Source organism: Paenibacillus sp. NRS-1782, assembly GCF_050467685.1.
Taxonomy (GTDB): Bacteria; Bacillota; Bacilli; order Paenibacillales; family Paenibacillaceae; genus Paenibacillus; species Paenibacillus terrae_A.
Map to the genome: position 1 here is coordinate 1 of NZ_JBITPH010000090.1, position 16,100 is coordinate 16,100.

Below are 16,100 nucleotides of genomic sequence, written 5' to 3' on the forward strand. Positions count from 1 at the left end.
TAAAAACTTTTCACTGTCCAGCTATTTAAAAATTGAGTGAATGCGAACACAAAATGTTTGAAGTTATAACTCTAACGGGAAACATTAATATTAGTTTAATAATCATGTGACCGCCTATACATTATACTTCCACACTAATTGAAGGCGGGGTTATGTTGAGCAAATTGTATAATGACATAAGTATATCCGGCATTGCACGAACCAAGTAAAGATTTATATTCATGGGGATATGGCGGTCTAGAAGTCAAAAACATTATGCCATTAAAAGCCGCATAAATCGCGGCTTTTTTTTAGTTTATGGAATGATAGTTTCACAGCAACGAGTCCGTAGAAATCTTATTCGATACCGGATCCGCTTCCACTACAGCTTCTTATTGAACTATTCTGCCCGTTCGTATTATGAGGTCAACCAGTTCTTTCTGGTTGATCCTTAGCTGAACTCCGCCTCTACCTGAAATTTTCTGCATGCTCATGCAGAAAAGCGTCTAGCTTGCGGGGCTCTCTACCGAGCAAGCGCTTTACAATGTCCGTTGGTCTTTCCGGAACCACCGTAGACATAGTTTGAATTTCCACAACGTGATTCGCGAGCCAAGGAGGCATATGCCCATGCTCGATGAGATTGCGGAGTAGTGCTTGGGGGTCCATGTTGATGTAGCGTATCGGCCGATCGAGCAGGGCGGATAGTTTACTCGCGATCTGAGGATAGCTGAAAATATCCGAACCGGTAAGCGTATAGATCTGGCCAGATACCTCTCGATTGGTCAGAACTTCTGCGGCGACATCTGCGATATCGCGACAGTCAATGAAGTTACAGGGTGAATCGCCCATGGCGCCGAAGAAAGCATTTTGGGTTGTGATCGTTGGTGCAAGGCCTAATAAGTTTTGCATGAACGCATAGGGGCGCAACACGGTGTGGGTGAGACCCGATTCGCTCAGAGTTTTCTCAATTTCTTGATGCCAGCCCGCCACTGCCACTGGAGAGCTCTGCTCAAAGGCAGGACTGGATATTTTTACGATGTGTTTGATTCCAGCTTCGGCGGCAATCTGAATGATCGAAGTTTCCAATTCAATTTGTAGTGGACTGTTGGACATGGCAAGGAAAAGTTGGCTAGCTCCTGTAAACGCGCGACGCAGCGATTCGGGGTCAGAAGCATCAGCCGATGCGATCTCGATAGTCGACCAGCCTTTTTCTCCAATCTGATCACGCAACTTCTCAGGCTCTCTGCTCAGCGCCCTGGCGGGTACTCCAAGATCAACCAAACGTTCCAAAAGCGCACTGCCTATCGTACCTGTTGCTCCAATAATAACTATCATTCTTATCTTCTCCTTTTGGATGAAAAATTTGTAGTGACGGCAAGACGCCACCGCCATGTCACTATCGTACTTGCTATGAATCCGGACAACGGGAAATCGATCCAGACACGACCGACCCAGGCCAAGTGATTGCTCGGAATCATAATTTCTAGTAAACCCGATGTCGCCCATGCGGCGAATAGGCCAAATGTTGCTCCCACCAACGCGAACAGCCCAACCACAACCAAGTGAGGTGCGCCGATGATCCACCCTTTATGGCCTCCTCTACTGCGCAGCCAAAGGCCAAGCATCAAAGCCAAGAAGGCCGATGTTCCGCCGATTGTGGTCAAAGCCCCTAATTGAAGCCCCTTGTCGGCAGTGACCAATCCCCCGATACCTGCCATAATGGCAGGAGACGCATAGGCCATTACGACTTCATGCCACAGTACAAAAGTCTTTGTGCCAGAACCAGCAGACTTGATTTCGTAAACACCATCTGTCTGATTGGGATACTCCGTCGTCTTGTTCATTTAATTGCCCCTTTATTCTTTTTAATCGTTCAGCGGTTGCTTTCAGCGACATATAGTTAGGATCCTAACTATATAAGAGTGAAAATGGGCTAGCTTCACTAGCCCATTCTACTCATTACTGATGTGTTTCTTTAGTTCGTTTTGGTTCGTCCGTAAGTGCCGATATACCCTGTGTAACTCGGCCTAAAAGGTCGAGGAATACGCTGCGCTCCTCGATATTCAGTAAGCCTACCATGGCTTCCAGCCGAGCGAAATGCTCAGGAGCCATTTCACGAAGCTTCTTCGCTCCTTGCTCTGTCAATATGACCGACTTCTGACGTCCATCCTCTGAACTTGATCGCCGGGATACTAGCCCATCTCGCTCAAGAGTATCGATAAGACCAGTCACTGTAGCACGTGTCACACCTAGATGCTCAGATAATTGCGAGGGCAACTCTTCTCCTTCGTTATCTTCAAGGTCTGCCAATAAACGATATCGCCCTGTTGATAAACCGAATCTGGAGAAATGAATCTCTGCGGCATGTCCAAGCTTGGCTCCCGCTTCCATTAGCCTAGACGCGACGAGTATAGCCTGTGCATCTAGGTCTAGGTTATAGCGATCAATCTGACGCTTGGATTGTGCAAGTGAGGGAATAGCATTAATGTCGTTGGTTATTTTATTATCCTTGTTCATATATATAGTATGGTTCCTAATCATTTTTGTGTCAACACATTTTTTACCCCATCTTCATTACTTGAAGCCAGGTATATCGCTGGGTAGACGAATACAAAAAGGGATGCTCGCGTTGTGAGTATCCCTTTCTTTTGCTCTCTCTGTCCATCAATCATTTTTCGACATACTCAATAGATAAATCGTATTTAGTAAGGTAATTCACATAAAATCCGCACGTGCTGGTGTAAATGCATCTAGCAGAATACCGTCATCCTCCAGTGGGATACAGCCATGAAGAGTATCGGATGGAAAATGGATGCTGTCTCCCTCTTTAACGGTCTGTACATCCTTTGTTTCGCCATTATCGATCATGAACTTAAAACTTCCCTTCAATACATAAGTGACTTGTTCATGGATATGCTTGTGCAACAGGATCTCCCCTGTTTGGGCTTTAGCAAACATCACTTTGACATACATAAGCTGGTCGCTGTGGGCCAGCACTTTCCGGGTGGTATTACTGTCAACGGTATCAAGTTGAATATATTGGTCGTTAAAAAACATGGATAATTCCTCCTCATTTAGAACACAAATTATTGATATGAGTTATTTTAAAAAACTTCATAAATCGATTTAGTTTAAAACCAACGGAAAATAAGCCACAGTACTCCGGAAAGGGTAGTAAAGTCGGGATCGGCGAATGTCACCCCTTCGGCACCCAAAAAAGAAAAGAGCGGCAAGGTGAGGGCCGGCAGCAGACAGAGCAAGAATCCATTAAGACAACTGGAAATGACAGCCCCTCTGAAACCACCGCTGGAATTACCGAATATCGCGGCTGCACCACCAGCGAGAAAGCAGGCCATGATCCCCGGCACAATAACAGGCAATCCGACAAGCGGGAAAAGAAAGACGCAGGCAACGCCTGTGAAGAAGCTGACCAAGAAGCCTACCAACGCGGAGTTAGGTGATTTGTCGAACAGTACCAGAACATCCACACCAGGGATTGCTCCAGGTGCGAACACTTGGGAGAACCCTTTGAAGGCGGGTACAATTTCAGTCGTGAACAGCTTAACACCTGCCTTTGCGATGTACAAGCCGGCAGCAAAAATAGCTGACTGTTCGAGGATGAAGACGATATATTCTTTGCCATCAGATAATTTGCTGACATAATCAGAACCAGCAACCAGCCCGGATATCAGCAAAAGCACAAGCATCGTCAAGGTCGTTGCAACATTGGGGTCGCGCAAAAAACTGATGCGGTCATTAATTTTTACATTTTCGGTGTCTTTTTCACGGTTGCCAAAAACTTTTCCTAAATAGGTGCCGAGAATGTAAGAGGTCATGGAAGCATGAGCAATCGTGTATTCATCAGATTTGATAATATTTTTGCTGGCATTCCGGAGCAGGTAAGGGAACACTGCCATATAGCTCCCGATTACCAGAGAACCGACGATGATCGTAGTCAGCGAACTGAGACCAAGACCCTTCATAACGGCTGTAGCGGCAAAGCTCATGAACAGAATCAAGTGAAGAGACAAATAAATGTACTTGAACTTGGTCAGGCGTGCAAGCACGATGTTAAGGATCATGGAAAAGAGTAGAATGAGCGCAGCATCCGCCCCGATCTGATCAATGGTCAGTGCCATGATGGCTTCATTACTTGGTACGACACCTTTAAGATTGAACGCATAAGAAAAAATTTGGCTGAAGTTGGTGAGAACGCCTCCTAAAATTCCGCCGCCGACTTTGATCATGGTGAAGCCCATGAAAGAAAGGGTAGTTCCCGTAATGATCTCGGATACTTTCTTCCTCTGGAATATAAGGCCGAGTAATGTCACAATCGCGATAATGATGGATGGCTCCCTGATAATACTCATAAACATTTCCATAGTGATCTCCGACTTTCTTTTATTTTATTTTTCATTCTTACTAAATCGGTTTAGTAATACTTGAAAAAAATTCCCCTTGCGGGAATGTAAAAAGAAGCAGAATTATTTTTTTGAAATGAAAGGGTATTCATGACTCGAATCATAGAATCATTATAGCTCATTATTTACTTTTTACAATAGAATTCATAAAACGTTTCCAAAAAGATAAAAGACTTATTCCAATTATTCAGTTCAATTTTTGGACAGATTCTCTGTGGTTAATGGCCGGATTTAATCGGATAATTTCTGATAGCTCCTCATGATCCTGCTCTTTTTGATCAATTTTCTCCAGCAGTAGCCTTGCGCTTCTTTTCCCCATTTCAAAGCTCGGCTGGGAAACGGTAGTGATCGGCGGATTATAAAAAGACGCAAACGATACATCATCTATGCCAATCAAGGAAAAGTCATTAGGGATGGTCAGACGATTATTTTTGGCATAAATCAGCACCTGCTCCAAAATCATGTCATTCGTAGCGATGATTGCGGTGGGCGGATTCTTCATGTGGAATAGTTGTCCAATAAGATTTGGCATTTCATCCAGTCTGCCGCTTTTGATATAGTTTTCATTCACTGATATGTCATGTTTGTCCATCGTATTTCTATAACCGGACAGCCGCTCACTTCGTGTGGTGATTGCTTTTTTGCCTAAGGGGAACGTGATGATGCCAATGTTTTTATGACCATGCTCAATGAGTGCTTCAACCGCAAGCTCGCTGGCCTTTTCATTATTCAACAGCACTGTGTCTACGCTGATTCCATCGATTTTTCGGTCCACAAACACGAAAGGGTAGCCATTCTTGACAAGGGAAGCATATAATTTCTTGTTCTCTTCCGTCGGAAAAATGATAAGTCCATCCACTTGCCGAGCAATCATCGACTGGACATACTTTTTCTCTTTGAGCGAATCATCATCGGTATTGCAGACAATGACCTGGACATTTTCCAGCTGGCATTCATCTTCAATTGCACGCACAACTTCTGTTGTAAATTTCGATAAAATAGTTGAAGAAATAACACCCACAATGAAGGTCTTCTTCTGCTTGAGACTGCGTGCCACCTCATTGGGAACATAACTGAGCTCCTCAATCGCCTGCTCGATCTTCTTCTTGGTGTTTTCACTCATATAGTTGTATCTCTTATGCAGAAACTGCGAAACTGTGCTCTTCGACACCCCTGCGCGTTCTGCAACTTCTTTCATCGTTGTGACCATGGTTAACCCCCTTTCTTCTTCTGCGTGTTAGGCGTGTTCATTTTCAAATATATATTCTGCAACCTATATGTAAAGTGAATTTCACTTTATTATATACCTTCTTGTACAGAAATCTTAGAAATATATGAATTTTATGAACTTGTTTGATGGAATATTTGAACATAAAATGAAATTGTAATCGGTTACAATTATATTCAAATAAAGGAGGAAGCAAAAACATGAAGAAAAAAGGGTTGAAAAAGACAGTTTTCGTCATTGCCTCCCTCGTAATGGGCTTCACACTGTATAGCTACACTCCCGCTTCGGCAGATGCAGCCAGTGTGAAGGGATATTACCACACCTCAGGAAGCAAGATTGTGGACGAATCCGGGAAAGAGGCGGCATTCAACGGTTTGAACTGGTTCGGTCTGGAAACTCCTAATTACACCTTGCATGGACTGTGGGCCCGTTCAATGGACGACATGCTGGATCAGGTAAAGAAAGAAGGCTACAATCTGATCCGTCTGCCTTACAGTAATCAGTTGTTCGATTCTGGTTCCCATCCTAACAGTATTGATTATCACAAAAACCCTGATCTGGTCGGATTGACTCCGATTCAAATTATGGACAAGCTGATCGAAAAAGCTGGACAACGCGGTATTCAGATTATCCTTGACCGTCACCGTCCAGGCTCAAGTGGACAATCCGAGCTGTGGTACACTTCCCAGTACCCTGAGACTCGTTGGATCAGTGACTGGAAAATGTTAGCTGAACGTTATAAAAACAACTCAACCGTCATTGGTGCGGATTTGCACAACGAGCCACACGGTCAAGCAAGCTGGGGTACAGGCAATGCCTCCACAGACTGGCGTCTGGCGGCACAACGTGCAGGGAATGCGATTCTGTCCGTGAATCCGAATTGGCTGATTCTCGTAGAAGGTGTAGACCACAATGTACAAGGCAACAATAGCCAATACTGGTGGGGTGGCAACCTGACAGGTGTAGCCAACTATCCTGTCGTTCTAGACGTACCGAACCGTGTCGTATATTCTCCGCATGATTACGGCCCCGGTGTGTCCTCGCAGCCATGGTTCAACGACCCAACCTTCCCGTCCAACCTGCCAGCCATCTGGGATCAAACCTGGGGCTACATCAGCAAGCAAAACATAGCTCCGGTGCTGGTCGGTGAATTTGGCGGTCGTAATGTCGATATGTCCTCCACTGAGGGTAAATGGCAAAATGCACTCGTAGACTATATTCGTGCCAACAACCTGTACTTCACATACTGGTCCCTGAATCCGAATAGCGGCGACACAGGCGGGCTGCTGCTGGACGACTGGGTTACCTGGAATCGTCCAAAGCAGGATATGCTGAGCCGGATTATGAAGCCTGTCATCTTCGCAGCGGAGCAAGCGACAGCTACCGCCGAATAAGCCTGTTGTCCATTCTTCGCAGGTGAATAATAGCAGCCAACCTTTCAAAAGCTTATTCCAACTCAAGAGATGAGTCAGGAATAAGCTTTTTTTACATAAAATATAATTTGTTTATTATTTATCATAGTATTCTATACACTTAGGCTGACCCTATTCGATTAACCCATCTACTCCGATGCAGCTCTCAGCTTTTGATGATCCTGTCCCCACTTATTCATTAAATCCAGTAATGGAATCAGATGATCTCGGCATCATGAAAACCTAACTCATGCTGCGTCCTAGCTGCTCGACCTTGCTCAGCCAATCGTTGCGCTGTTGATCTGTTTTCTTATTCATGAGATCAATCGCAGTAGAACGCACCGGTTTGACACCGCAAAGATGCAGCGTGGAATCCTTCATCATCCGATGCACAGGCTGTCCCTGGAAAAATCGGTAATACCAGCCCGGTCCATCCATCGTAGTAATGAGGCGGGCCGTTCTGCCTTTTAAGAGCTTGTCAGGCAACGACTTTCCTTTTTGATACTTAAACGCAAACCCCGGCATAAAAGTACGGTCAATGAAACCCTTCATTAATGCGGGCAAGCTGCCCCACCAGATCGGAAAGACGAAAACCAGATGCTCTGCCCACTTCATGGATTCCTGAGCCTTGATTAAATCTGGTTCCAGCGGCAATTTATTACGATATCCACCTAATAGATTCGGATTAAAATCCAACGCAGACAACTGCAATAAACGCACCTCAGCTCCCGCAGCCTCCGCTCCTTTTACATAGGATTGAGCTAGCGCTTCTCCATAACTGCCAACGACCGGATTTCCCTGAATAACCAATATCTTTTTAGACATTCGAGCCACTTCCTACCCTCATATTTTATTTTTTTAGTTAGAAAACACTAACTTTATATTTAAAAAGAAAAGGTCACTACCGACCTTGACTTAATAAAGCGGTTAAACGTTCCTTGACCTCCGTTGCAAACGGAATAAGCTGCTGGGGCAATTCACCCTCCAGACTGGACACGGACAAGCGTGTAATGGCTCCAATAATGAGCACACCAGATAGCTGGGCATCCTGCTTGGGCAGTTCTCCGTGCTGAATCCCCTGCTCGATAAATTCGACTAACGCATCCTGCGGCTGCCGGACATTCGAGCTTTGGCTGGCCTCTACATACAGCTCATGATGCTGTGATAACAGAAGCAGACCATACTGGTCTTCATCATGCATCACAAGCACCTCGTCCACCAGTTGATGAAAACGACCAATAAAGCTCCCGCTCTGCTTGCGATAGAAATCAATCAACGTAGTGTAGCTGTTGCAATACTGCCGGAATACTTCCAGGGCCATCGCATCTTTACTCTTAAAATGCTTATAAATCGCGGCATCCGTCACACCGGCAGCCTCCCCGATTTCTTTGACAGAAATACCGTCGATGCCTTTGGTCGCAAATAAGCGCATAGCTGCTTGCATAATATCCTTCTTCTTGCTATCTACATGTGTTTTCTTGTTCATAAGCATATAGTAAGTGATAACTAACCAAATTGCAAATGATATTTATGCAAGGCGATAAAATGAGCGGTTTCTTAACATTTGATGTTCCTCTTCTTGGATTGAAATCGTTAACATCATCAACTAATTTCGAGTAAAAAACATAAAAACAATTCCATATATTCATATATACAATTCCCATTCTATATGATTGTTAACGTTTTCATTAGTATAAACTCAATATGAATGGAAAAAATAGGGGTTCATTGTGTTATGTAAAATTTTCGACAAATTTTTTAGTATGTAATTTTTATTATATTAACAAATACTGGAACACGAAGTATGATAGAAGAGTAGAAACCACAGGAGCACCCGGGACTCCCTTCGTTCGTCTACTCCACTAACCCCATATACGGAGGTAACTTTATGAAAAAGAGATTTTCACTCGGCATTGCAGCAGCTCTGCTGTTCACTACCCTTGCTCCTCTTGGCACACCCGCTCATGCGGCAGGCGATATTGGTAAGGAGGTGCTTGGCAGCAAGAACGGATGGGCAGCCTTTTCTGCAGGCACAACAGGCGGATCTGCAGCCACAGCTTCCAATATTTTCACCGTAACCAATCGCAAACAGCTTGTGGATGCCTTGGGTAAAAACAGTAATACAACTCCTAAAATCATTTATGTCAAAGGCACAATCAATGCCAATGTCGATGACAACAACAAGCCGTTAGGATTGAATGATTACAAGGACTCTAAATATGATTTTGATGCATATCTTAAAGCGTATGACCCGTCCACATGGGGTAAAAAGCTTCCATCTGGCACATTGGAAAAGGCACGTGAGGCTTCACAAAAAAATCAGGCCAGCCGTGTCGTCATTGATATTCCGTCCAATACAACGATTGTTGGTCTGGGTAGCAATGCCGTTATTAACGGCGCAAACCTCCAACTGAAAAAAGGGACAGATAACGTCATTATCCGTAATATTGAATTCCAGGATGCCTACGATTATTTCCCTCAGTGGGACCCAACTGACGGTAGTACAGGCAACTGGAATTCGGAATATGACACCATTACAATTAACGGCGCCACACATGTATGGGTAGACCACAATTCCTTCAATGATGGATCTCGCCCCGATAGCCAAAACGGCACCTTTTATGGTCAAGAATATCAGCATCATGATGGACTTCTCGATGTGATTAACCAAGCTGATCTGGTTACTGCTTCTTACAATCACTTTTACGATCATGATAAAACATCGATTATTGGCAACAGTGACAGCAAAACAGCAGATGAAGGGGCTTTACGTGTAACCCTGCATCACAATTATTATGAAAACACGGTACAACGCACACCACGCGTGCGGTATGGACAAGTCCATTTGTACAACAATTACTACACAGGTGATGTAAAACGCTCCGAATATCCTTCACTGTATATATGGGGCGCAGGCAAATCCTCCAAAATTTTTGCTGAAAACAATGTCATCGACGTTGCAGGTTTGTCCGCAGCTAAAATCATAACTGTCTTTGGAGGCACCGCCCTGTCCGACACAGGCACTCTCCTGAATGGACAAGCCGTAAATGCAGGCTCCAGCGCGGGTCTTAGCTCTTCTGTAGGCTGGAAACCATCGCTGAATGATAAGATTTCTCCATCCGCCAGCGTGAAGGCAGAAGTCACTTCCCAAGCCGGTTCCGGCAAGCTGTAAAAAACTGCCCCGCTAGCTCCATAGCCACAGGCTCTCACAACCTGCGGCTTCACACCAAAAAGGCTGTTCCCACCGTAGATTCTTCCACGGAGAGAACAGCCCTTCTTTTATGTTGACCCGGTTTATTTACAAGCTATATTACACATTAACCGCCGTATTGTTCAACCAAAACCGGCTTTTCAAATGCATTATCCAGCTTGCGAAGCTTGGCTTTTACCGCTTCTGGCGGCTCAACCGCAGGCGCATCCGGATGCAATAACCATGATTTCACAAAATGTGTTTCGGATAATTGAAAGAGTGGAGGCTCTTTCTCAAAGTCAATCTTCATCGCATAAGCACTGCGGGCGGCAAAAGCATCCCCTACAGGCGGATGAAGCAAATCAGGAGGGGTACCCGGAATCGCTGCCAGCTTCTGACCGTGGCTGTCCAAGCTTGGCATGGAAGCGAGAAGTCCCCATGTATATGGATGTTTCGGGTTATAGAAAACTTCATTAACTGTACCCGTTTCTACAATTTGTCCAGCATACATAACCGCAACCCGATCTGCCATTTTTGCTACAACGCCGAGGTCATGGGTAATAAAGATGATGGAAGTGTCGATCTTCTTCTGAAGATCCTTCATCAATTCCAAAATTTGAGCTTGAATTGTTACGTCCAGTGCAGTCGTCGGCTCATCGGCAATCAGGAGCTTCGGATTGGCAGCCAATGCCATCGCGATAACAACACGTTGACGCATACCACCACTGAACTCATGCGGATACTGGTTAAAACGCTGCTCCGGATGTGGAATACCTACCAGATTAAGCAGTTCAATACCACGTTTATGAGCAGCATCCTTGGATATTTTTTCATGCTTGAAAAGCACTTCCGTGATTTGCTTGCCGACTTTCATCGTCGGATTAAGCGAGGTCATTGGGTCCTGAGAAATCAGTCCGATTTCCTTACCGCGAATTTTCTGCATCTGCTTTTCCGTTTTATTAATCAGCTCTTGTCCGTCAAAAATTATTTGACCCTTTTGATAAATACCAGGAGGGGTCGGAATCAGCTTCATCACAGCCTGTGAAGTTACACTTTTGCCTGAGCCGGATTCGCCCACGATCGCCAGCGTCTCTCCTTTATTGACATGAAAGTTTACGCCACGAATGGCCTGCACTAGTCCCTGACGGGTCTTGAAAGATATCGTTAAGTCCTTCACTTCCAAAAGGCGGTTCATCTCATCACTCTTTCATTCATTATTAACCACTATTATTGACCACTATCTAAAAAAACGACGCTCTAGAGTCAAGGTATATACGATTAATTTTACTCAGTTTAGTACCCGCCAGTCAAGCTATATCTGCAATAATACCTAGAACCTGTCATCTTATGTTATATTAACGGAATGTTTATCCAGAAAAACGATCATTTTTAACCATTTTTTGCACTCATTTATAACATGCGCTGAATATAGCTGAACCGTGCTCCACCCAGTGGCGAGCGTGTGCAGATCAGTTCTCCGTTCAGTCGGGAGGCAATTTGGCGGCAAATAGCTAATCCCAGACCTGTAACACCGTTCGAGCCGGTATAGAATCGTCCGAACACCTCAGCGGCCTCTTCTTCGGTTAAACCTTCTCCGTCGTCATCCACATGGATTACCCATACGACCTCCGGTGTCGTTCCCGCCTCCAAATGGATGACAACCTCCGTGGAGGTATGTCGAACCGCATTTTGCAACAAATTCAGCATCATACGGAATAATTGCTCGGCCGGAACAGCCACATGCAGGCCCTCTCCCTCCACGCGAAGCGAGATCGAGCGTTCCGCAGCCACCGGCATCAGCAAATGAATGGCGTCCTCTGCCATGCTTTTCAGATCAATAAGCGAGACGGGCCATTCTTCATCCAGCGCCTCCAGCCTCGATAGCTGAAGCAGCTTTTCCACCATATCAATTAATCGCTGGGACTGCACTTTAATGATACTAAGCCCCTCATCCTGGGGTACCACCTGATCCTGAATGGCGTAAACGTAGCCTTGAATGGACATTAACGGTGTCCTTAGCTCGTGAGAAACATTTTGCAAAAATTCAATTTGACCGTGGTGATGCTGCTGTATACGGGCAGACATCGAGTGAAAAGTACCGATCAGCTCGCCAATCTCGCTTTTGTCCGCTTGTGGAAAATCACTATCCTGTGGTTGATTCGGCTCGTAGTTGCCTACAGCCTCCTTCAATCGCTTAAGCGGGCGTACCAGTCGTGAAACGACCATCAGCCCAATGACGAGAATCACCAAAAAGCTCGCCACGATCGACAGTATGGTGGTTCTCATTAACGGGACATACAGCGCTCTTAAAGAAGACAGCGGTGAATATACTAAAATCCGAAAAGGTTGTCCTGGCAATTCTTCATTTGTAAACAGTATCTTTTTACCCTGAAGCACAGCAACTCCTTCATGTACGGCAGCCAAATCATGGGCAGACGGATGAACGGATGCAAAAAATCCCTGACGGATCAATAGCAAGCTCTCTATCTTCTTGCCCTCCATTCCAGATACACTGGAGTCGATGATACGGTTATCCGTGCTTAAAATAAAATAATCGGCAGACAAAAGCATACCTTTGATAACATAGTTAAGCTCAGCGTTATCCAGCCGGTCAAAGCCTCCGTCGCTCATAATATGGACGGCTTTGCGTGCCTGCTCATGAAGCTTGGATTTAGCCTGATTTACAAGAAGGTCGTCGATAAGCCTGATGAACAAAACCACCGTAATACAAACGGTAATGAGCATTGCGATGGATAGAGACAGCAGTATTTTAGCTCTCATCGTACGCATGGCTATTGATCCTGAACCGTTGCTTTATATCCGAATCCCCAAACGGTATTAATGACGAGCGTAGAGTGGTATTCCGCCAGCTTTTTACGAATCCGTTTGACCAGATCGTCCACGACCCTCACATCACCTATAAAATCATAGCTCCACACCTGCTGAATCAGATGCTCCCTGCCAAAAGGTCTTTCCAAATGATTCGAAAGAAACAGCAGCAGATCAAATTCACGCGAGGTTAGATTCAGCTCTTGACCGTCCACCGTTACCTTACGAAATTCAGGGAAAATACACAGATTGCCCGCACGACATACATTTCCGTCTGCCTCTGCTGCCTCCTTATCGTCCGGTACAGATGTTCCGGCCTTGGTCAGCCTCAGCATGGCTTTGACTCTGCCAACCAGCTCCCGAGGATTGAATGGCTTAGTTAAAAAATCGCTGCATCCCAGCTCCAGCCCGTGAATACGGTCACTTTCTTCCCCGCGAGCGGAGATCATAATAATCGGCATTTCCGTAAATTCACGCAGCTGAGTCAACAGGGAAAGTCCATCAATTCCGGGCATCATGATATCGAGAACGAGACAATCTGGATGGTCGGTACGGATATGCTCTACCAGTGTTTTTCCACTGGAAAAGGAAGTCACCTCGTAGGATTCCTTTTTTAAATATTCAGATATTAATTGCAAAATGAACACGTCATCATCTACTACCACTATTTTTGTCATGACCTTAACCCCTTGCCGTTGTTCTGGATGATTTCATCCTCTCTATAAGCTTAACAGAAGCCTGGCAAAATAGACAAAAGACGGGTATACCGTCCCCGGTCCCGTCTTTTCTTATCATTGAATCGCTGCTATATATGCCAGGCGAGCTGGAAGCGAATTACGCTCCCGCCTTATTTCTTGGTTGTTACCACTTTAGCTGCTGCTTTTGGAGCTTTATGAGCCACTTTTTTAGCTACAGCATGGTGTGCACGAGTTTTGTGAGCTGTCGCTTTATGTTTTACTGCATTTTGTCTTTTAGCAGGATGTTTAACGGTACGGTGCTTCGCTTTTACTGCTTTTGCTTTGTGGGCTACTTTTTTGGCAACAGCCTTTTTGGCAGGAGCTTTTTTAGCTGTTGTTGCTTTATGAGCTTTTGCAGCTTTTTTTACAGGTGCTTTCACCACGGGTGTTTTTGTCGCAGGTGCTTTTACTGCTGGTGCTTTGGTAGCCGGGGTCGTAACCGCTGATGCTTTCGTTGCTGATGCAGTTGTAGCTGTCGTTGGTGTCGCTGTAGCGGCGAATGCACTGCTTGCTCCTCCCAGTATGCTTACTACGGTCAATACGGCTGCTGCATTTTTAGTCCATTTTTTCATGATTGTATCACCTCTCCTTTAAAGTATCTTTAGCTTATCAGGAGAATTCGGGATAATTGTGGAACAAATGTGTGAAAAGTGTATGAAAAAGCGTGCAGCCCCGTATTCAGAAAATACGTGAGTCTGCACGCTATAAGTTTTACACAATTGCATTCACTAACCGATGGCAATCCAGGAAACAATACCGTAGTTGTGCGCGGTTTCGTTCCATTTGGTTACGACGATCACCGCTCCATCCGGTGTCTGCGATTTCAGCGTCGCATGAAAGAGAGGATGGTTCGTCATCGCTACCAGTGTATAGTCCGGACTCATAAATGGCTCTGCGAATACAATGGTCACTTCCGTCTCTCCTTCGCTGCCCTTCAAAAGAAACGGCGCTCTGCCAAACTGCTGCAATGCGGACTGATTGGCACAAGTACGAACCGGGGTGATGCTCAGGTGCTCTGGCTTCACTGCGTTCAGCTGCAGCTCACGCGAGCCTACAGAGCCTTCCACCAGATGATGCCCTTCAATGCTTTGCTCTGCCAAGTGATGGCTTTGTACCGCAGCGGTCTGTAGATGCTCCGATCCTACAGCTTCCGGACTCAGCACCTCGCTGTCGACGGCCTGTGCTTTCAGATGACTGCGGGATACACTATCTGCCTGGAGTCTGTCGCCACTGATACCTTCCTCCGGTAAAAGCCCCGAGAGGTGAATATCTGTGGATAGCTGAGCCAGCGTCACCGCCCCTGGCTTCAGGTGATACGTATCAATGACTGCCTCGCCAATGTGTCGGCCTTCAATGGAATCCTCGGCTACATGCCAGGACTGTACCGCTCCATTCACGATCTTGCTGGACGTAACCGCTCCTTCCTGCAATGCGTCTTCCGACACCACCTGCCAGCCTATATGCTGCGGCTGGATGGCACCTGCTTGCAGATGCTCCGACTGGACGGAATCCAAGGCGATATGCCTTGATTGCACCGCGCCTTCAGCCAGCGCCGATTCCAGTACCGACCCATCAGCCAGATGTATGTGGTGCACTGCTTGCTCCATCAGATGTACAGAGCTTACGCTAGCTTCCGCCAGATTCGAAGCACGCACTGCCCGAAGCGCAAGCTTCTCAGCGTTCACGCTCCCCGCCTGGAGCGCATGAACGGATACACTTCCTGGCGCTATATGCCGGGTCATCACCGCTGAAGCCTGCAAATGGGCAGAGGTGATGGCTTCTAGGGCCAAATGGCTTGATTGAATCACTTCTTCTGCCAAATGGTTTCCTTGCACCGCTTCGTCTGTAATGTGCCACGGCTGCACCGAGTGGGCGGACAGCTTGGCGGCCGTCACACTCCCATCTGCCAGTTTGTCGGACGTAACAGACCCATTCTGCAAGGCATCGGTTGATATCGCCTGTGATGCGATATGCTCACCCTGAATGGTTCCGATGTGCAGATGATGCGGCTGGATGGACTCCGGTGCGATATGCACGGACTTCACTGCCCCCTCTGCCAGCGCTCTGTCCTGTACTGCTCCAGCTGCCAGATGCTGGGTGTGTACGGCCTGCGCAGACAAATGTGCAGGACCGACGCTGCCTTCCGCAAGATTCGTCGCTTGCACCGAGTGTGCTGCCAGCTTTTCCGAGGTGATGCTTTCCGCTTGAATCGCACGACCGGATACGCTATCCGGGGCCAGATGTCTCGTAAGCACCGCTGAAGCCTGCAAATGAACAGAGGTGACAGCTCCAGCTGCTGGATAT

The 16,100-nt window shown here is 46.2% G+C and carries 15 protein-coding genes; 2 read left to right on the forward strand and 13 right to left on the reverse strand.

Features of this window, described 5'->3' with window-relative positions:
• Positions 1-447 precede the first annotated feature (447 nt).
• The 6 genes from ACIFQM_RS24360 to ACIFQM_RS24385 form a co-directional block, all read right to left on the reverse strand.
• Entirely contained in the window at positions 448-1,314 is an 867-nt protein-coding gene (locus ACIFQM_RS24360) for an SDR family oxidoreductase (RefSeq protein WP_430037005.1), read from the reverse strand.
• A gap of 2 nt (positions 1,315-1,316) precedes the next feature.
• Positions 1,317-1,823 (reverse strand): hypothetical protein, encoded by a 507-nt coding sequence (locus ACIFQM_RS24365; RefSeq protein WP_430037008.1) that lies wholly within the window; start codon positions 1,821-1,823, stop codon positions 1,317-1,319.
• A gap of 115 nt (positions 1,824-1,938) precedes the next feature.
• A complete protein-coding gene (locus tag ACIFQM_RS24370; RefSeq protein WP_430037011.1) occupies positions 1,939-2,496 on the reverse strand; it encodes a MarR family winged helix-turn-helix transcriptional regulator in 558 nt (185 codons plus the stop codon).
• 198 nt (positions 2,497-2,694) lie between these two features.
• On the reverse strand, positions 2,695-3,036 hold the full coding sequence (locus tag ACIFQM_RS24375) for a cupin domain-containing protein (RefSeq protein ID WP_430037014.1): 342 nt from the start codon (positions 3,034-3,036) through the stop codon (positions 2,695-2,697).
• Positions 3,037-3,110: 74 nt separating this feature from the next.
• Positions 3,111-4,361, reverse strand: coding sequence for a PTS ascorbate transporter subunit IIC (locus ACIFQM_RS24380; protein WP_430037017.1), 1,251 nt, complete (start codon positions 4,359-4,361; stop codon positions 3,111-3,113).
• A gap of 226 nt (positions 4,362-4,587) precedes the next feature.
• Positions 4,588-5,610 (reverse strand): substrate-binding domain-containing protein, encoded by a 1,023-nt coding sequence (locus tag ACIFQM_RS24385; RefSeq protein ID WP_430037020.1) that lies wholly within the window; start codon positions 5,608-5,610, stop codon positions 4,588-4,590.
• A 218-nt stretch (positions 5,611-5,828) separates the two neighbouring features.
• Between ACIFQM_RS24385 and ACIFQM_RS24390 the strand changes: the two genes are divergently transcribed.
• Positions 5,829-7,022 carry a glycoside hydrolase family 5 protein gene (locus ACIFQM_RS24390; protein ID WP_430037023.1) on the forward strand — a complete coding sequence of 398 codons (1,194 nt, stop codon included), beginning with the start codon at positions 5,829-5,831 and terminating at the stop codon, positions 7,020-7,022.
• A gap of 261 nt (positions 7,023-7,283) precedes the next feature.
• On the opposite strand, the gene ACIFQM_RS24395 is transcribed toward ACIFQM_RS24390, so the two are convergent.
• Positions 7,284-7,865, reverse strand: a complete 582-nt coding sequence (locus ACIFQM_RS24395) for an NAD(P)H-dependent oxidoreductase (protein ID WP_430037025.1) — start codon at positions 7,863-7,865, stop codon at positions 7,284-7,286.
• Positions 7,866-7,941: 76 nt separating this feature from the next.
• Positions 7,942-8,526, reverse strand: a complete 585-nt coding sequence (locus ACIFQM_RS24400) for a TetR/AcrR family transcriptional regulator (RefSeq protein ID WP_430037027.1) — start codon at positions 8,524-8,526, stop codon at positions 7,942-7,944.
• Positions 8,527-8,928: 402 nt separating this feature from the next.
• Between ACIFQM_RS24400 and ACIFQM_RS24405 the strand changes: the two genes are divergently transcribed.
• Positions 8,929-10,212, forward strand: coding sequence for a pectate lyase family protein (locus ACIFQM_RS24405; RefSeq protein WP_430037030.1), 1,284 nt, complete (start codon positions 8,929-8,931; stop codon positions 10,210-10,212).
• Between the two features lie 145 nt (positions 10,213-10,357).
• Here the strand turns inward: ACIFQM_RS24405 and ACIFQM_RS24410 are convergent, their stop codons facing one another.
• The 5 genes from ACIFQM_RS24410 to ACIFQM_RS24430 form a co-directional block, all read right to left on the reverse strand.
• The gene (locus ACIFQM_RS24410; RefSeq protein ID WP_430037033.1) at positions 10,358-11,425 is read right to left on the reverse strand and encodes an ABC transporter ATP-binding protein; all 1,068 of its coding nucleotides are present in this window, start codon (positions 11,423-11,425) and stop codon (positions 10,358-10,360) included.
• Positions 11,426-11,640: 215 nt separating this feature from the next.
• Positions 11,641-13,020 carry a sensor histidine kinase gene (locus ACIFQM_RS24415; RefSeq protein ID WP_430037037.1) on the reverse strand — a complete coding sequence of 460 codons (1,380 nt, stop codon included), beginning with the start codon at positions 13,018-13,020 and terminating at the stop codon, positions 11,641-11,643.
• Positions 13,021-13,022: 2 nt separating this feature from the next.
• Positions 13,023-13,736: a response regulator transcription factor gene (locus ACIFQM_RS24420; protein WP_430066331.1), complete on the reverse strand. Its 714-nt coding sequence runs from the start codon at positions 13,734-13,736 to the stop codon at positions 13,023-13,025.
• A 170-nt stretch (positions 13,737-13,906) separates the two neighbouring features.
• Complete coding sequence (locus ACIFQM_RS24425; protein ID WP_430037042.1) at positions 13,907-14,368, reverse strand: hypothetical protein; 462 nt, start codon at positions 14,366-14,368, stop codon at positions 13,907-13,909.
• A gap of 156 nt (positions 14,369-14,524) precedes the next feature.
• On the reverse strand, positions 14,525-16,100 hold a 1,576-nt coding region (locus ACIFQM_RS24430), incomplete at its 5' end, for a WIAG-tail domain (RefSeq protein ID WP_430066333.1).